Origin of the sequence: Gluconacetobacter diazotrophicus PA1 5, from assembly GCF_000067045.1 — a bacterium.
Taxonomy (GTDB): Bacteria; Pseudomonadota; Alphaproteobacteria; order Acetobacterales; family Acetobacteraceae; genus Gluconacetobacter; species Gluconacetobacter diazotrophicus.
Genome location: NC_010125.1, coordinates 1,628,622 through 1,645,469 on the forward strand (window position 1 = coordinate 1,628,622; position 16,848 = coordinate 1,645,469).

General features: G+C 70.4%; 14 protein-coding genes. 4 read left to right on the forward strand and 10 right to left on the reverse strand.

Translation table 11 applies throughout. From position 1 onward, the window contains the following. Nucleotides 1-122: 122 nt before the first annotated feature. The 7 genes from GDI_RS07615 to hpnA all read right to left on the reverse strand — a co-directional run bounded on the left by GDI_RS07615 (nucleotide 123) and on the right by hpnA (nucleotide 8,334). Nucleotides 123-863: a phosphorylase family protein gene (locus tag GDI_RS07615; protein ID WP_012225044.1), complete on the reverse strand. Its 741-nt coding sequence runs from the start codon at nucleotides 861-863 to the stop codon at nucleotides 123-125. 11 nt (nucleotides 864-874) lie between these two features. Next, nucleotides 875-2,866 carry a squalene--hopene cyclase gene (gene shc, locus GDI_RS07620; RefSeq protein ID WP_012225045.1) on the reverse strand — a complete coding sequence of 664 codons (1,992 nt, stop codon included), beginning with the start codon at nucleotides 2,864-2,866 and terminating at the stop codon, nucleotides 875-877. 68 nt (nucleotides 2,867-2,934) lie between these two features. Beyond that, nucleotides 2,935-4,248 carry a hydroxysqualene dehydroxylase HpnE gene (hpnE, locus tag GDI_RS07625; RefSeq protein WP_012225046.1) on the reverse strand — a complete coding sequence of 438 codons (1,314 nt, stop codon included), beginning with the start codon at nucleotides 4,246-4,248 and terminating at the stop codon, nucleotides 2,935-2,937. 4 nt (nucleotides 4,249-4,252) lie between these two features. Continuing rightward, nucleotides 4,253-5,149, reverse strand: coding sequence for a presqualene diphosphate synthase HpnD (gene hpnD, locus GDI_RS07630; protein ID WP_012553996.1), 897 nt, complete (start codon nucleotides 5,147-5,149; stop codon nucleotides 4,253-4,255). 81 nt (nucleotides 5,150-5,230) lie between these two features. After that, nucleotides 5,231-6,127 (reverse strand): squalene synthase HpnC, encoded by an 897-nt coding sequence (gene hpnC / locus GDI_RS07635; protein ID WP_012225048.1) that lies wholly within the window; start codon nucleotides 6,125-6,127, stop codon nucleotides 5,231-5,233. A gap of 1 nt (nucleotide 6,128) precedes the next feature. After that, a complete protein-coding gene (locus GDI_RS07640; protein WP_012553997.1) occupies nucleotides 6,129-7,325 on the reverse strand; it encodes a glycosyltransferase in 1,197 nt (398 codons plus the stop codon). Between the two features lie 13 nt (nucleotides 7,326-7,338). After that, nucleotides 7,339-8,334 carry a hopanoid-associated sugar epimerase gene (gene hpnA, locus GDI_RS07645; RefSeq protein WP_041249738.1) on the reverse strand — a complete coding sequence of 332 codons (996 nt, stop codon included), beginning with the start codon at nucleotides 8,332-8,334 and terminating at the stop codon, nucleotides 7,339-7,341. Nucleotides 8,335-8,550: 216 nt separating this feature from the next. Here hpnA and GDI_RS07650 point away from each other — a divergent pair, with 216 nt between their 5' ends. Further along, nucleotides 8,551-9,639, forward strand: a complete 1,089-nt coding sequence (locus GDI_RS07650) for a lysylphosphatidylglycerol synthase domain-containing protein (RefSeq protein WP_012225051.1) — start codon at nucleotides 8,551-8,553, stop codon at nucleotides 9,637-9,639. Between the two features lie 11 nt (nucleotides 9,640-9,650). Beyond that, on the forward strand, nucleotides 9,651-10,559 hold the full coding sequence (locus GDI_RS07655) for a prephenate dehydrogenase/arogenate dehydrogenase family protein (protein WP_012225052.1): 909 nt from the start codon (nucleotides 9,651-9,653) through the stop codon (nucleotides 10,557-10,559). Between the two features lie 67 nt (nucleotides 10,560-10,626). Here GDI_RS07655 and GDI_RS07660 read toward each other — a convergent pair whose 3' ends face one another. From GDI_RS07660 to GDI_RS07670, 3 genes are read right to left on the reverse strand one after another with little or no spacing between them, the layout of a single operon-like run. After that, nucleotides 10,627-12,261: an NAD-dependent malic enzyme gene (locus tag GDI_RS07660; protein WP_012225053.1), complete on the reverse strand. Its 1,635-nt coding sequence runs from the start codon at nucleotides 12,259-12,261 to the stop codon at nucleotides 10,627-10,629. 28 nt (nucleotides 12,262-12,289) lie between these two features. After that, nucleotides 12,290-12,955 (reverse strand): histidine phosphatase family protein, encoded by a 666-nt coding sequence (locus GDI_RS07665; protein ID WP_012225054.1) that lies wholly within the window; start codon nucleotides 12,953-12,955, stop codon nucleotides 12,290-12,292. Between the two features lie 35 nt (nucleotides 12,956-12,990). Then, entirely contained in the window at nucleotides 12,991-15,207 is a 2,217-nt protein-coding gene (locus GDI_RS07670; RefSeq protein ID WP_012225055.1) for a hypothetical protein, read from the reverse strand. A 110-nt stretch (nucleotides 15,208-15,317) separates the two neighbouring features. Between GDI_RS07670 and rfbA the strand changes: the two genes are divergently transcribed. Then, nucleotides 15,318-16,190, forward strand: coding sequence for a glucose-1-phosphate thymidylyltransferase RfbA (gene rfbA, locus GDI_RS07675; RefSeq protein ID WP_012225056.1), 873 nt, complete (start codon nucleotides 15,318-15,320; stop codon nucleotides 16,188-16,190). A gap of 76 nt (nucleotides 16,191-16,266) precedes the next feature. Continuing rightward, nucleotides 16,267-16,761, forward strand: a complete 495-nt coding sequence (locus GDI_RS07680) for a hypothetical protein (protein WP_012225057.1) — start codon at nucleotides 16,267-16,269, stop codon at nucleotides 16,759-16,761. Nucleotides 16,762-16,848 lie beyond the last annotated feature (87 nt).

A 16,848-nucleotide genomic window follows, 5' to 3' on the forward strand; every position in this document is an offset into this window, starting at 1 on the left:
CCCTGTTGATCCGCGGTACTCGTTTATCCTGTTACCGCCTGGGACGCGGGACGGCATTGACGCGTGTCAATGCCGGATGAGCAGACTGTAAGGCCGGGGCCTTGGCCACCAGTTCTTTACGGTTATCGGGGCCGGGGGTCGAGACCCGCCGCGAACCGGTCCCGCAGGATTTCGGTCGCTTTCGCGCGCGCGCGCGCCGCATCGCGGCCCAGCGCGATCAGGGCCGGAATCTGCGTCGGGCGGCGCAGGACACTGGCCAGGATGCGGCCCATTCCGATTCCGCCATCCGGCCCCAGGGCCAGCACCGCCGCGGGTGGCAGGCTGCGTTCCGCCGGATCGCAGACCACGCGCAGGACCGCGAACGGCACCCCGGCCCGCGCCGCGCCGTCGGCCACGAAACCGCTTTCCATGTCCAGCCCGGCACAGCCGGTACGGCGGAAACACGCCCCCTTGCGCCCCGCCGTCACAATCACGTCATCGCTGTGCAGCAGGTCGGCGGGGACGACATCCGGCCGGCCATGGCCCAGCCAGTCCAGCAATGCGGGATCGGCGGCCAGCCGCTGCCCGTCGGGCAGCAGGACATGGCCCGGCACCAGCACCGCCCCGGGGCGCAGGGCGGGGTCCAGCCCCGCCGCCAGCCCGAAGGACAGCAGCGCGCCCACCCCCTGGCGCAGCAGGTCGGCCACGGCGGCACGCGCGCCCGGCGCCGTGGCACCGCTGATGCCGACGTGCGCCTGCGGGGCCGCCGCGCGGATCAGCGCGGCCTCGGCCTCCATCCCGACCACGACGCCCAGCGTGCCCGCCAAGGGCGCGCCGGAGGGGGAGAGGCGCGCCTGCGCGGGTGCCGAACCGTCGGGTGCCATCCGCCTGTCCTTCAGAAGCCGAACGCGACGTGGCGGCTGTTGCTGGACGCCAGGTTGCGGTAGCGCGACAGGGCCAGCAGCGGAAAGAACTGACGGTATCCGTGATAGCGCAGGTAGAAGACCTTGGGGAAACCGACGGCGTTATAGGGTTCTTCGTCCCATTCGCCGTCATCCTTCTGCGTGCGGGTCAGGTAGGCCATGCCGCGCATCACCGCCGGGTCGTCGCGCAGGCCCACCGCCATCAGGCCCAGCACCGCCCAGGCGGTCTGCGACGGCAGGCTTTCGGTATAGATGCCCGGCGTGGCGCCTTCGTACGACGCGCAATCCTCGCCCCAGCCGCCATCCTCGCGCTGGACCGAACGCAGCCAGTCCACCGCGCGCACGACCGACGGGTCGTCATGCGCCACGCCGGCGGCGTTATAGGCGCACAGCACCGACCAGGTGCCGTAGATGTAATTGGTGCCCCAGCGGCCGAACCAGCACCCTTCCCGTTCCTGGTCCGTGCGCAGGTAGGCGATGCCGCGTTCGATCACCGGCCGGTCCTCGGGATGGCCGAGCTGCGCCAGGAACGAGATGCAGCGCGCCGTCACGTCGGCCGTCGGCGGGTCCAGCAGCGCACCGTGGTCGGCGAAGGGAATATGGTTCAGGAAATCGAGGTTGTTGTCGATATCGAACGCGCCCCAGCCGCCATTGCTGCTCTGCATCCCGATGATCCACTGGCGCGCGCGCTCCAGCGCCTCGTCATTCGCGGGGTCGCCCTCGCGGTGCAGCACATGCCGACCACTGCCGTGTCGTCCACGTCGGGGTAGTAATCGTTGTTGTACTGGAAGGCCCAGCCGCCGGGGGGCACGTCGGGGCAGTTGATCGCCCAGTCGCCCTTCCCCGTTCAGGATCTGGCGCTCGCGCAGCCATTCGGCGGCGGCGGCCAGCTTCTTCTTCGTGTCCTCGGGGCGGATGCCCTTGGGGCCGGACGCGGCCTCGATCATCGCATGGCCGGCCAGGCCGGTGTCCCAGATCGGCGAGACGCAGGGCTGGCAATAGGCCTCGCCGTCCAGTTCGACCAGCAGCCTGCGCACGGCCTCCCACGCCGTGGCGGCGCGCGGGTCGCTGTCGGGCACGCCCAGGGCGCGATACATCATCACCGTGTTGGCCATGGCGGGATAGATCGCGCCCAGCCCGTCCTCGCCATTCAGGCGGGGTTCGATGAAATCGACCGCCGCCTTGATCGCGCGCTGCCGCGTGGCGTCGGGGATCAGCCGTTCGGCCGGGCGCAGGGCGATGTCCACATATTTGAACAGGCGCCCAAGCTGCGACCGGTAGGGGCCGCGAATCCAGTCCCGCACCTGGTCCGGCGGGGTGACGAACAGTTCGGGCACATGCACGTCGCGCGGATTGATCGCGCGCGGGCGCAGCGCGGCCAGCACCAGCAGCGGCGCGATGACCGTCCGCGACCAGTAGGACATGTTCCAGACCGAAAACAGCGCCTTGCGCGGCAGCAGCATCAGTTCCACCGGCATCACCGGCGTCGCATGCCACGGGACCTCGCCGAACAGGGCAAGCTGGAAGCGGGTGAAGACGTTGCTGCGCTCGGCCCCGCCATGATCCAGGATCGCCGCGCGGGCGCGCGCCATGTGCGGGGCGTCGATATCGTCGCCGATCGCCTTCAGCGCGAAATAGGCCTTGACCGTGGCCGAGACGTCGAACTTGCCGCCGTGATAGAGCGGCCAGCCGCCATGGTCGCCCTGGATGCGGCGCAGATAGACGCCGATCCGCTCCTCCAGCGCCGGGTCGATCCGGTCCAGGTAATGTTCCAGCAAGACATATTCCGCCGGGATGGTGGCATCGGCCTCCAGCTCGAACACCCAGTGCCCGTCATCCTGCTGCCGGCGGCCGAGTGCCGCATGCGCCGCATCGACCGCCTGGTCGATGTCGGTCATCGGCACGATCCGGTCCGCCGCGCGGGACGGGGGGAGTTCGATTGTATCGGTCGCGTTCGCCATCATTTCCTGTTCCCCGCCGGGCGGGACCTGTCCAAAAATTCCTGTATACGGATGTTTCGCACCCGGCGCGATCACCCCGCCGGCATCCCCGCCATGTCGCGCGCGCGAAAGGCACGCACGGCAGCGGCGCCCGACCTGATGGCACCTTCGATTGTCGCGGGCAATCCCGTCGCCGTCCAGTCCCCGGCCAGGAACAGGTTGTCCAGCACCGTGCGCGTGCCCGGGCGCAGCCGTTCCTGCGCCGGTGTCGCGGCGAAGGTCGCCCGCCGCTCCCGCACCACGCGCATGGGGGGCATGTCCGCCGGCAGGGGATGGGCCAGGGCCGGATCGATTGCGGCCCGGACCTCGTCCCAGATCCGCGCCGCCAGGTCGTCATTGCCGCGATCGGCATAGCGGTTGGCGGCGCTGACCGTGACCGACAGGATGTCGCCCTTGACGAATACCCATTCGCTGATCCCGCCGACGACGCCGATGAAGCGCGCCTGCGCCAGCGTGCCCAGCGCCACGGGCGCCTGGGGCAGGCGGAAATGGACGTTCAGGATGCTTTCGAACGCATCGGGCACCGGCAGGCCCGGCACGGCATCGGACAGCAGGTCGGCGGCCACCGGGGCGGGAGCCGCCATGATCACCGCATCGTCCGGCCCGACCGGAACCGCGCCCTCGGGCAGGCGCAGCGATGCGATGCGGCCACCCGTCACTTCGATACCGGACACCCGGCACCCGGTGCGGATTTCGGCCTTCAGCAGCGCCAGATGGTCCAGCGCGGGATCGACGAAGCTTTCGGACAGGCCGACGGCCGGGAAGCACGGAATGCAGGCCTGCCCGCCCTTGGCCAGGCTGTCGCGGATCACCGCGCCCAGCAGGGCCGCGCTGCCGGTTTCGCACGGCGTATTCAGCGCCGAGACCGCGAACGGTGCCAGCAGCCGCGCCGACAGCATGCCCGGCAGCAGGCAGTCGGACACGGTCTGGTCCGCCCCCGCCTGCATCAGCCGCGTCAGCGACCGGATTTCGCCCAGCCGCATGCCCGGCACCCGCCGCCGCCTGGACAGCAGCCAGAACGGCAGGCGGCCCCGCGACAGGTCCAGGGTCCAGCGCGACCGGTCGCCCAGGTCCACGAACGGGAAAATCGGCCGGCCGGGACCGACCAGGCTGCGTTCCGCGCCGATCAGGCCCAGATAGCGGAACACGGCGTCGTTCGCCGACAGCAGCAGATGGTTGCCATTGTCGATCCGGCAGTCGAGCTGCCGGTCGTAATAGGACCGCGCCCGCCCGCCGCAGGCCGGACCGGCCTCGTACACCGACACCCGCACGCCGCTGCCGGCCAGTTCGACCGCCGCCGACAGGCCGGCCAGGCCGCCGCCGACGATATGGACATGTCCCGCCATGCGCCTAGCCCACCAGGGCGCGGGCGGCGATCAGCAGTTTGCGCGGCCGCGACAGCGAAACCCGCCGTTCCGGGTGGCGCCAGCCCTGCTTTTCCTGCGCGGTCAGGATGGCGGAATAGGTGGCGCCCATCAGCCGCGCCGGCCGCATCGCGTGGCGGTCGCAGCGGGCCATCGCCCGGTGGGCGGCACGGAAATGATCGCGCGCCCGGCCGGCCAGCACGCGGCCCACGCCCTCCAGCCCCCGCGCGCGGACCGCGCGGGCGGCGTCCAGCGGCACGTCGAAGCGGGTCAGCAATTCGCGCGGCAGGTACAGCCGGCCGCGCTGGGCGTCCTCGGCCACGTCGCGCAGGATGTTCGTGATCTGCAGGGCGCGGCCCAGATGGAAGGCCACGCGGTCGGCCTCGGCCGACGCATCGCCGAACACCCGCACCGACAGGCGCCCCACCGCCGAGGCCACGCGGTCGCAATACAGGTCGAAGGTCGCTTCGTCGGGGGCGACGATGGGGCCCTGGGCGTCCATCATCATGCCGTCGATCACCGCGTCGAAATCGGCCTGCCGCAGGTCGAACCGGGCGATGACCACCGACAGCACGCGGTCCAGCGCGTCCGTCGCGCGCCCGGCATACAGGCCGGCGATCCGTTCGTGCCACGCACGCAGCAGCGCGCTCTTGTCCTCGGGCGTGCCGTCATCGTCCGCCACGTCGTCGACTAGGCGGCAGAAGGCGTAGACGGCATACATCCCGTAGCGCCGGTCGGGCGCCAGGATGCGCATGCCCTTGCCGAACGACGTGCCCGACGCGACGACCACGGATTCGACCTGCGCCAGATCGGCCGGATCACACCCAAGGGGGGCTGGCTCCGCCGTCCGTGCCCGCGCCGTGCGTATCCGTGTCAATCCCATTCCCGCCTTCCTGTTCCCGTCATGCATCCGCCGACGCAGGCTGTGTAGGGCGGAATCGCGTTCGTGACAAAGCCTGGCCCCTCATGGCAGTACGCGCAGCGCCCCCAGCCCCGCCCGGAGCACGTCGCCGCGCGACAGTTTCACGCGCCCGGCCAGCGGGTCCTCGCGCCGCAGGCGCGCGGTCAGGCGCCGGGCCAGCCCCACGATCACCGCCGCCTCCAGCCGCATGCGCCGGTCGCGGACCAGGCCCGGCAGGCGGGCGGCTTCGTCGTTCAGGTCGTCCACCCGGTCCAGCAGGGCGTCGATCACCCGGCGCAGCCCCGGCGACGCCCGGCAGGCCCCCAGATCGTCCAGCGACGCGCCCTCGCGCGCCAGCCACGGCAGGGGCAGGTAGCACCGGTCCAGCGCCCGCAGGTCGGCAGCACAGTCCTGCAGATGGTTCAGCACCTGCAACGACGTGCACAGCGCGTCCGAAGGCGCGAAGGTGGCCGGGTCCTCGCCATGCAGGCACAGCAGGAAGCGGCCGACCGGATTGGCGGAATAGCGGCAATATTCGACCAGTTCGTCCCACGATTCGTACCGGTTCTTCACGGCGTCCTGGCGAAAGGCCACGATCAGGTCGGTCGCCGTCGTCACCGGCACGCCGGTCACGGCCAGCGCGTGGGCCACGCGCGCCGCCGTCTGCGCGTCGCGGCGCGGGGGCGCGGCCCGGCGGCCCAGCACCACGTCCTCCATCGCATTCAGCCGTGCGATCTTGGCGTCGGGCGCCAGCCGGTCGGTATCGACGATATCGTCGATCACCCGGGCGAAATCGTAATAGGCATGGACATGCGGACGCAGCCGGCGGCTGATCAGCAGCGAGCCCACGGGAAAATTCTCGTCCTCCGCCCCCTTGCCGGACGAGACGTCCTCGGTCCCCCACACGCCCCCGTCGGTCGAGGGGGAGGAAGCTTCTTTCTGGCCCTGGATGGCGTTCACGTCATGTCCTGTCATCTGGCACGGGCCCGCCGGCCCCGGTCGGTTCGAGATAGGCACGGCTCTTCCACACCACGCCACGGCCGCGATGGTGGTCGATGGCCGAGCCAAGGGTCGCGGCGGTATAGAAGACCGCGACCAGCGGCAACAGCATCGCCCAGCCCGGCGACAGGCGGAAGCGCCGCAGGGTCGGCACGAAGCACGCCATCGACGCGACCCAGGCCGCCACCCCCAGCAGGCGGGGCGCCCCGTGCCCGAACAGGGCCAGCAGCATCGGCGCGATCCAGACCAGGACCATGCCCAGCACCGTGCCCAGCAGGACCAGCGGCGAATAGCGCAATTGCACATAGGCGGTGCGCGCCACCATGCGCCACACGTCGGCCGGATGCGGATAGGGGCGGATCGAGCGGGCCAGTCGGCTGTGGCCCAGATACAGGCCGCCGCCGCTGCGCTTGACATGCGCGGCCAGGGTGCAATCGTCGATCAGCGCGCCCCGCAGGGATTCGATCCCGCCGATCCGGGTCAGCGCGGTGCGGCGGATCAGGATCGACCCGCCCGCGGCCCCGGCGACGCGGCTGCGCGGATCGTTGACCCGCGCGAACGGATACAGCAGCGCGAAGAAGAAGACGAAGGCCGGCACCAGCATGTGTTCGGCCACGCTGGCGACGTTCAGTTCCACCATTTCCGACACCATGTCCAGCCCGTCCCCCTCGGCCTTGGCCACCAGGGTGGCGACATGGGCCGGGTCATGGGTGATGTCGGCATCGGTCAGGAATACGTACCCGACATCCTCCGGCACCTGGCGCCGGGCCTCGGCCACGCCCTGGGACACGGCCCAGAGCTTGCCGCTCCATCCCGGGGGGCGCTCCCGGCCGGTGATCACCGTCAGCCGCGCCAGGGGGTCGGGCACCGCACGCGCCAGCGCGCCGGTGCCGTCGGTGCTGTTGTCGTCCACCAGGATCAGGTGCAGCGCCCCCGGATAATCCTGGCCGATCAGCGAGGCGACGCAGGCCTGCACCGATTCGGCCTCGTCCCGGGCGGGAACGACGATGCAGACCGCCGGCCATTCCCCCTGCCCCGCCATGCCGGCGGAGGGCCGGGCCGGGGCCAGGATCGGCCCGCCCTGCCAGAAGCGTCCATGGAAACCGATCAGCACGATCCAGATCGCGGCACACAGCAGCGAGACGGCCAGCAGGAGCATTGCCATCGCGCTCCTAGCCCAGCATGCCGTTCTGGCGGAACCAGGCCACGGCATCCGCCACCGCGTCGCGCGCCGGGCGCGGGGCATAGCCCAGCTCCCGTTCGGCCTTGGCCGAGGAAAAGAACATCTTCTTGTGCGACATGGCCAGCATCTCGCGCGTGACGCGCGGGGCGATGCCGAAGCCGCGCGACAGCCATTCCGACACCACCGCCACCGGCCAGATCACCGATTGCGGCAGGCTGACGCGCGGCGGCCGCACGCCCGCGATGTCCGCCGTCATGGCGAACAGGTCGCGCAGCAGGAAATTCTGGCCGCCCAGGATGTATTTCTCACCCGCCCGGCCGCGTTCCAGCGCCAGGACGTGGCCCTCGGCCACGTCGTCGACATGGACGATGTTCACCCCGGTATCGACATAGGCCGGCATGCGCCCCGCCGCGCAATCCAGGATCATCTGGCCCGTCGGCGTCGGCTTGATGTCGCGCGGGCCCACGGGGGTGGACGGGTTGACGATCACCGCCGGCAGGCCGCGTTCGCGGACCAGGCGCAGGACCTCCTGCTCCGCCCGGTATTTGGACCGCTTGTAGATCCCGATCACCGCGTGCTCGTGAACCGGCGTGTCCTCGTCCGACACGGTGCCGTCGCCGATCAGCCCCAGCGCCGCGACCGACGAGCAATAGACGATCCGTTCCACCCCCGCGTCCTGCGCCGCCAGCATCAGGCGGCGCGTTCCCTCGACATTCGCGGTCATCATGGGCGCGGGGTCGGGCACCCACAGCCGATAGTCGGCGGCGACATGGAAGACGTAGCGACACCCCCGCACCGCGTCGGCGAAGGTGGCGGGCGCGGACAGGTCGCCTTCGACCAGTTCCGCCGGCAGGTCGCGGATATTGGTCAGGTCCGCCCCCTTGCGCGCCATCAGGCGCAGCGAATGCCCCCGCTGGAGAAGCGTACGGGCAACGGCCGAACCGACAAAACCGGTCGCGCCGGTAACAAGCGTGGGGGCAGTCATGATCCGATCGGATGCTCCGGTATATGTCAGCAGGCGGACGTCCCGGGGGAAACCCCCATGGGGCGGCCGGTTGGCGGCGAAACGATGCGGCACCATTTATCCCGACACCTCATGGTGGCGCCAGACCCTCCTCTGGTGTAAGTCAGGCCCAACCCATGCGCTGGAACGCCCTGCCCAGGACGTCCCACGGCGCGGCAGACGAAGTGCGGTCCATCCTTGAAAAAACTTACGATCCTGCTGGCCTTCCTGGGACTTGCCCTGATCACCGGTTGCACCGCCTGGCTGGGCGCGGGTTCGGTCCTGAAGGCGATCCTGTCGATCGGCATCGTCGGATTCGGCGCCACCGTACTGGCGCAGCTTGCGGTGGACGCAGTACTGGGTCTTGCCTGGCACGCGGCTTGCCGCGAGATCGGGCTGGTCCACCTGACGGCCGCGCGCATGGTGCGCGACGCGGCGGCGACGTGCCTGCCGTTCTCGCAACTGGGGGGCATCCTGGTCGGCATCCGCGCGACCGGCGCCCCGCCGTCGCCCCGGACCGGCGGCCGCGCCATCGAATGGCCGGAAGCCGCCAGCGCCAATATCGTCGACCTGACGACCGAGGTCATCGGCCAGGTCGTGTTCGTGCTGATCGCGGTGGTGTTCCTGGTCGCGCACCAGCAATCCAGCCCGTTCGCCAAGCCCGTCATCATCGGGACCGTGCTGCTGGCCATGGGAATCGGCGGGTTCATCTGGACCCAGCAGCATGGCGGCACCATCCTGAAGCGCCTGGCCAGCGGGCTGAGCCGCAACATCGCCACGCAATGGCACAGCGCGATGCTGAGCAGCGCCGACACCCTGCAGCAGAACCTGGACGCGGTCTGGTCCCATCCCGGCCGCATCGCCGAAGCCGCGGCGACGCACCTGATCGCCTGGATCGGCAGCGCGGGCGCGGTCTGGGTCGCCTATTATTTCCTCGGCGCGCACCTCAGCCTGGGCGACGCCATCGCGATCGAGGGCGTGGCCTGCGGCATCATGTCGGCCTCCTTCCTGGTGCCGGCGGGGCTGGGGGTGCAGGAAGCGGCCTATATAGCCCTGGGGTCGGCCTTCGGCATCGACCCGTCGATCTCGCTGGGCCTGTCGCTGCTGCGCCGGGGGCGCGACCTGGCGATCGGCATTCCCGTGCTGCTGCTGTGGCAGGCATCGGAAATGCGGGTGCTGCGCCGGCAGCGCAAGGCGCTGGGACCGGCCACGGCGCTGGCCCAGACCAAGGCATTGGCCCAGGACCCGGACGGCGGTGCCTATGCCGCGTCCGAACGGTCGCGCTGACCGGATACGCCATGACCGATCCCTCGCCCGCCGCGCCGCAGCCCCTGTTCCGCACGCTTGCCGTCATCGGGCCGGGCCTGATCGGATCGTCCATCCTGCGCCGCGCGCGGCAGGACGGCACGATCGCGGCCGAACTGGTGGCGTGCGACGTCGAGCCCGACGTCTGCCGCCGGGTGCGCGACCTGGACCTGGCCGACCGGGTGGAGCAGGACGCGCTGCGTGCGGTGGCGGATGCCGACTGCGTCATCCTGTGCGTGCCGGTGGGCGCGATCGCCACCGTGGGCGCCATGGTGCTGCCGGCCATGAAGCCCGGCGCGATCCTCAGCGAGGTCGGATCGACCAAGCAGTCGATCATCGGCGCCATCGCCCCCGCACTGCGCGCCGACATCGCGTTCGTGCCGACCCATCCGATGGCGGGCACGGAATATTCGGGCCCCGACGCGGGATTCGCCACCCTGTTCGACGACCGGTGGTGCCTGCTGACGCCGCTGGAGGACACGGACCCGGCCGCGATCGCGACCATCGAGACGCTGTGGCACCGCATGGGCGCGCGCACTCGGATCATTGACCCGGCCCATCACGACCGGGTCTGCGCCATCGTCAGCCACCTGCCGCACCTGCTGGCCTTCACCATCTGCGGCACCGCCGACGACCTGGCCGACGAAACGCGGTCCGAGGTCCTGGATTTCGCGGCGTCGGGCTTTCGCGACTTTACCCGCATCGCCGCGTCCGACCCGGTGATGTGGCGCGACATCTTCCTGAACAACCGCGAGGCGCTGCTGGAAATGCTGGCCCGCTTCATGGAGGACGCCCAGGCCATGGCCCGGGCGATCCGATGGGGCGACGAGGCGTTCATCGTGGACCGGATCGAACGCGGCCGCCACATCCGGCGCAGCCTGCTGGAAAACCGCCAGGCCTGAAACGAACAGGGGTCAAGGGGTCCGCGACCCCTTGCGGGTTCGGGCAGAGCCCGACCTTCCTCCCCCCTCAGGCGTCCGGCGCGTAGGTCGGGCTGTAGGTCATGCCCTCGATCCAAGACCGGATATCGTCCGGACGCGGCACGGTGGCCAGCCCGGCATCGAAGAGATATTCCGCAAGGCGGCAGGCCGACGTGACCTGGACCTCGAGAATCTGGTTCTGCGGCGGATACAGCATGCCGCGCGCCTGCGCCGTCACGTCGACCTGGTCGGCCAGGGCGTGTGCGGCCTCGATGATCAGCGCGTCGGGGATCAGGCGCGGACGCGTCGCATAGACCGCCAGCCCCAGCCCGGGGAAGATGTAGAAATTATTGGCCTGCCCGGGGCGGAAGACATGGTCGTCGCGCATGACCTGCGGGAACTGGACCCCGGCCGCGTACAGCGCCCGGCCGTCGGACCAGGCATAGGCCTGTTCGGCCGAGCATTCCGAATGCGGGATCGACAGCGGAAAGATGATCGGCCGCGCATTGATCGCGGCCATCAGTTCGACGACCGGCTGCGTGAAGGCGCCGCCCACGGTGGACACGCCGATCAGCACGCTGGGCCGCACGCGGCGGATGGTGGCCATCAGGTCGCGCGTGGGCTCCGCCGCATGGGCGTAACGCCGCTGTTCCTCGGACAGGTCGGTGCGCGAGGGTTCGACCAGCCCCTTGACGTCCATCATGGTGATGCGGGCGCGGGCGTCGGCCTGCGACAGGCCTTCGGCCTGCATCGCCTTGACCAGAAGGTCCGACGTGCCCAGCGCGGACGACCCGGCACCCAGGAACAGCACCGTCTGGTCGGACAGTTTTTCGCCCTTGATCCGCAGCGCCGTGACCAGCCCGGCCAGCGTCACCGACGCCGTGCCCTGGATGTCGTCGTTGTAGCACAGCACCCGCTCCCGGTAGCGCTCCAGGTAGCGGATCGCGTCCGTGCCCTTCCAGTCCTCGAAATGGATGCAGCAGGCGGGAAAGACCTCCTGCACCGCCGTCACGAATTCCTCGACGAAGGCGTCGAGTTCGGCCTGCGGCGGGGGTTCGTGCCGCAGGCCCAGATAGAGCGGATCGGCCCGCAGCGCCGCGTTGGTGGTGCCGATATCCAGCTGGATCGGCAGCGTGACCTGCGGCGGCACGGCGCCACAGGCGGTGTAGAGCTGCAGCTTGCCGATGGGAATGCCCATGCCGTTGGCGCCGATATCGCCCAGGCCCAGGATGCGCCCGCCGGTGGTGACGCAGATGAAGCGCACGTCGGACACCGGCCAGTTGCGCAGGATGTCCGCGATGCGGCCCTTCATCTCCAGGCTGATATACATGCCCCGGGGGCGGCGATAGATGTGGCTGAATGCCTTGCAGGCCTCGCCCAGCGTGGGGGCGTAGACGATCGGCACGAAGCGCGCCGGGTCGGACATCAGCACCTTGTAGAACAGGGTCTCGTTCCGGTCGACCAGGGCCGCGAGGTAGATATAGCGTTCCAGATCCGTCGGCTTGGCGTCCAGGTGACGCAGAGCCCGCTCGGCCTGCCGTTCCAGCGTTTCGATCTGCGGCGGCAGCAGGCCTTCCAGCCCGTAGGTCTGCCGTTCCGCGGCCGTAAAGGCGGTTCCCCGGTTGAAGGCCGGGTCGTTCAGCAGTGCCGTGCCCCGCAGGGTATGTCGGGCGGGTCGGTTCATGGTCGCTTTACTCCATAAAAAGCGGGCGTCAGATCCCCGGCAGTTCGTTGACGGCGACGATGCGCCATGCCTCGGGGAAGCGCTCGACGATCGTCAGGGACAGGTTCTGGATCGAGAAATGCAGGGCTGTCTCCGCATGCACGCGCAGCGCATGGGCCAGCCCCGCCCGGATCGCGCCGCCATGGCTGACGACGACCATGTCCCGGCCCGGATGGGCACGGACCATGCGATCCATGGTTTCGCCCACGCGGGCGCAGACCGCAAGCATGCTTTCGCCCCCGGGCGGGCATTCGGTGGCGGCCACCGACCAGAACAGATGCGGCGCAAGCGTCAACTGGTCGGGCAGTTCATGATGGCGCAGCCCGTGCCAGTCGCCCATCGACTGCTCGGTGAAGCCGGGTTCCACCGTCCAGTCCGCCGGGCCGTATCCGGCCTCCTGGATCGCGCGCGCGGTGTGCTGGGTGCGGCTGAGCGGCGAGGTGAACCACAGTGCGTTCCGCGGCAGCCGGGCGGCCAGGGCCTGGTACATGCCCCGCTGGGCGATCAGGCTTTCGGGGCATAGCGGCACGTCCAGCGCGCCGTAGAGCTTCATGCGGGCATTTTCCTCGACCAGTGCGTGGCGGATCATCCAGAAGCGGGTGACGCCGTCCTGCAGCTTCGGAGTGTCGAGGAAATGGCCGTGATTCTGGTTCATGTACGCCGATCCGGTCAGGGTCAGGGGGCAACGTGTCAGGGACGGGACCGAGACACCCCTGTATCCATAGCCGGAAGTGGAGCGTAGGTCTGTACCGGGTCGGCCGCCGCCAGCACCGCCCAGTGCCGCAGGATCAGTCCGATCTTGGCCAGGACCCGCAATCCATCGCGGATTTCGCAATCCATGCGCCGATCGGGCACCAGCCCACCATGCGACGGCTCGCCCGAGATCAGCCGCGCGCCGGCCGACAGGCGCAGCGCCCCGGCCGGCCCGTCCGCGCGCGCGGGGTGCGGCAGCGGCACCGGCTGGCCCACATGGCACAGCAGGCCCCCCAGCCCCCCATCCGCCCCACCATCCAGCGCCGGGCCGGGCAGAAGGCGCGACAGGTCGGTATTCAGCCAGCGATAGAGCGCGCGCGCCGCATCCAGCCCCAGCGGGACGAAGGATTCCACTCCCTTCGCCGCGTGCGGATCGCGCACGAAGAAGGACATAATGGTCGTGCGGTCGTCCCAGGCATCGGCCAATGGCGGCCGTGCCGGTGCCGGCACCACCAGGCGGCACAGGTCGGGATCGGCGTCGATGGCGCCTTCCAGCGCGTCGAGGAACCGGTCCAGCCGGTCGCGCACCACGGCCCGCGGAATGTCCTGCAGCGCGGTCATTTCCGCCAGCGCCGCATACCAGCGCAGCACCAGGCCCAGATTCTCGCCCGGCAGCAGGATGCCGGCGGCCGCGCAGGGCGGCCACGCCCCGCGATGGCTGTAATCCGCCAGCCCCACGGGCAGGCTGCCATGGTCCAGCCGCGCCGCCACGCCGGCCGGCAGCAGCAGCGCGCCGCAGAAGGGCGGGCCGGTGAAGAATTTGGACCCGGTGATCATCACCATCCAGCCCCGGTCCAGATAGGCCCGCACCCGCGCCGGGTCCAGCCGCGCCTGGCAGGCATCGACGACCACATCGGGCAAGGGCACATCCGGCGGGGGCACATCCGGCGACGAACCATCCTCCGCCAGCCCGTCCAGCATCTCCAGCCCCGGGGCCAGCAGCCCGGTCTTGGACAGGTCCAGCCGGTGCATCAGCACATGCCGACCCGCCGCCCGCGCCCGCCGTGCCAGGTCGTCGCAGGCCCGGTCGATGTCGGCGGGCGCGCGCAGCGCGCCGTCCGGCAGGCGCAGGGGAACGGACAGCAATTGCGTGTCGTCGGGAAAGCCCGCGATCCGCTGGCCTTTCGTCACCTGCGCCCCCAGGGCGGTGTCGTTGGCGAAATGGCAACCTTTTGCCGCTAGCGGTACGCCACTCCCGGTTTCCTCGGGGGCCAGAAGGATGTTGCTGACGGGATGCCCAGCGGAACCCAGCGTCGCCATGGCCAGGGCCTGCAATTCGCAATCGGTGCCCGAGGGCGCCAGGACGACGCATTCCGCGTCCGTCATCCGGTAATGGCACGCGATCTGCCGGCGCACGTCCTCGACCATCTCGGCCCGCACCCGGGCGCCGTCACCGGACAGTTCGCCCCGGATCAGGCGCAGGCGCGCGGCCTCGGCCCCGGCGAAGCCGCGTTCGGACAGCGACGAGGCGGTCGAGGACGCGAACGTGACCGCCCACGGCCGGGGCCGGTGCGAACAGCCGTAATGGTTGAGCCCGGTCGCCGGATCGATCGCCAGGCGGGCATCGCCGCCCTCGGCCATCAGGGATTCGGCCGGACCCAGCAGGGACCACAGCAGGGTCAGGCGCGCGCGCAGGCCGCCGAACCCGACAGCCCCGTCCGCCGGGGGCGTGACGGGCGGCTGCAACGGGGACAGGGTGGACCACACATCCGCCAGCCGGGCCGGTTCGGGCGGCACATCCGCCGCCATGTCGGCATGCCAGGCGGGGCGGCTGCGCCCGGCGGCGGGACCGTCCAGCCCGGCGAACAGCGCGGCGGTACGCGCGGCGCACAACCCGGCCAGGACCGGTTCGCCGGGCGCGACCTCCAGCAGCCGGACCAGTTCCAGCGCGTGCCGCAGCAGGACCGGCGCCGCCGCCGGCATGGCCAGGCACGGCGCGCCCAGCACGATCATGCCGTCGGCGCCGACGCGAAACGGCAATGGCAGCGCCGGGTCCAGGCCGATACGCCGCTCCCCCGCGATCACGCGCAGGTCGGGACGGTCGAGGACGGACGCCAGGTCCTGGGTCAGATGATCGGCGAGCACATAAAAATCCCTATTTCCATCATCAGTATGCGCGAACGCGGCAGGGCCATCAATCACACCGCCCCGCATGGGTCCCCCCGCGACGGCGCGAGCCAGCAGCAACGGAACGCAGCATGTGGAAGTCGATGAACGCGCCTGTATCCCGAACCGCCCTATCCGGCACCGCCGCCCCGCCCGCGATGAAGGGCATCCTGCTGGCCGGCGGGTCGGGCACGCGGCTGCACCCGATGACGCTGGCGACCAGCAAGCAGTTGCTGCCGGTCTATGACAAGCCGATGATCTACTACCCGCTTTCGACGCTGATGCTGGCGGGCATCCGGGACATCATGATCATCTCGACGCCCGACGACCTGCCGCAGTTCCGCCGCCTGCTGGGCGACGGGACGCAGTATGGGGTGCGCTTCACCTATCGCGTCCAGCCTTCGCCGGACGGCATCGCCCAGGCCTTCCTGATCGCGGAGGACTGGCTGCAGGGCGCGGCCTGCGCGCTGGCGCTGGGCGACAACCTGATCTTCGCCGACCATCTGAGCGTGCTGCTGCAGGCGGCGGCGCGGCGCGATGTCGGCGCCACGGTGTTCGCCTACCAGGTGCAGGACCCCGAACGCTATGGCGTGGTGAGCTTCGACGCCGACGGCCGCGCCCGGGACCTGGTGGAAAAGCCCGCCCAGCCGACGTCGCGCTGGGCGGTGACGGGGCTGTATTTCTACGACTCCCGCGTCAGCGCCTTCGCCCGCGCGATCCGCCCCTCGGCCCGGGGCGAGCTGGAGATCACGGACCTGAACCGGATCTATCTGGAAGAAGGCTCGCTGCAGGTGGAAAAGCTGGGCCGGGGCTGCGCCTGGCTGGATGCCGGGGTACCCGACGCGCTGATGCAGGCCGGGATGTTCGTGCAGACCATCCAGTCCCGCCAGGGCATGCTGGTCGGATCGCCCGCCGAGGTCGCCTTCCGCATGGGCTTCATCGACGCCGCGCAACTGCGCGACGTCGCGGGCGCGATCCGCAAGACCGATCTGGGCCGCCTGCTGCGCGACATGGCGGAGGACGCCGCATAGACGATCAAAATTTTGACAATCCAGTCCTCGGCATTTACCAACGCGAGAGTCGAGAACAAGGCACCCCGCTGCCACCATGGCCCGCGTCCTGCATCCTGCGAAACGACCCGCGATACGCCCTGGGACACACCCTGCCCTGGGCGCGTGGCTGATCGTCGCGTTCACGCTGCTGGGTTTTCTGGGCCAGTTGCTGGTCCAGAACCAGGCACGGCCCGACGAGGCGCCGCGCGCCACGATCGAGCGGCTGACCGGCATCGACATCGCCCCCGAAGACTGCGCCGGCACCTGCGCCATGCCGGCCATGCACATGGCCATGCCGGGCATGATGCAGGCGGGTATGACGCAGGCGGCGCCCCTTCCGTCACATGCGCCCCGGCACCATCATGACGGGTCGTGCCCGCTCTGCCCGCTGCTGCATATTCCGGCCATCATCCTCACCGGCCTGGCCTTTCTACCGCTTCCGCCCACGGGGTGGATGCGGCCCCAGTGCCGGCCCGCGCAACCCCGGGCGCCCCCGGCATCCGGCAGCCGTCTTCTTCCCCCCTCGCGCGCACCGCCTGCCACGGCCTGAACGGCGTCCCGCCCGGATGAACCATCCGCGCGGATGACGCCGCTCCGACGCCGGCAGGCCGCCCCGATTCCCCCATGGATTTCCCGC

Coding starts and splice junctions, on each gene's coding strand:
- GDI_RS07615 (WP_012225044.1), bottom strand. CDS start 863: ATGGCACCCGACGGTTCGGCACCCGCGCAGGCGCGCCTCTCCCCCTCC.
- shc (WP_012225045.1), bottom strand. CDS start 2,866: ATGATGGCGAACGCGACCGATACAATCGAACTCCCCCCGTCCCGCGCG.
- hpnE (WP_012225046.1), bottom strand. CDS start 4,248: ATGGCGGGACATGTCCATATCGTCGGCGGCGGCCTGGCCGGCCTGTCG.
- hpnD (WP_012553996.1), bottom strand. CDS start 5,149: ATGGGATTGACACGGATACGCACGGCGCGGGCACGGACGGCGGAGCCA.
- GDI_RS07640 (WP_012553997.1), bottom strand. CDS start 7,325: ATGCTCCTGCTGGCCGTCTCGCTGCTGTGTGCCGCGATCTGGATCGTG.
- hpnA (WP_041249738.1), bottom strand. CDS start 8,334: ATGACTGCCCCCACGCTTGTTACCGGCGCGACCGGTTTTGTCGGTTCG.
- GDI_RS07655 (WP_012225052.1), top strand. CDS start 9,651: ATGACCGATCCCTCGCCCGCCGCGCCGCAGCCCCTGTTCCGCACGCTT.
- GDI_RS07660 (WP_012225053.1), bottom strand. CDS start 12,261: ATGAACCGACCCGCCCGACATACCCTGCGGGGCACGGCACTGCTGAAC.
- GDI_RS07665 (WP_012225054.1), bottom strand. CDS start 12,955: ATGAACCAGAATCACGGCCATTTCCTCGACACTCCGAAGCTGCAGGAC.
- GDI_RS07670 (WP_012225055.1), bottom strand. CDS start 15,207: ATGCGGGGCGGTGTGATTGATGGCCCTGCCGCGTTCGCGCATACTGAT.
- rfbA (WP_012225056.1), top strand. CDS start 15,318: ATGAAGGGCATCCTGCTGGCCGGCGGGTCGGGCACGCGGCTGCACCCG.
- GDI_RS07680 (WP_012225057.1), top strand. CDS start 16,267: ATGGCCCGCGTCCTGCATCCTGCGAAACGACCCGCGATACGCCCTGGG.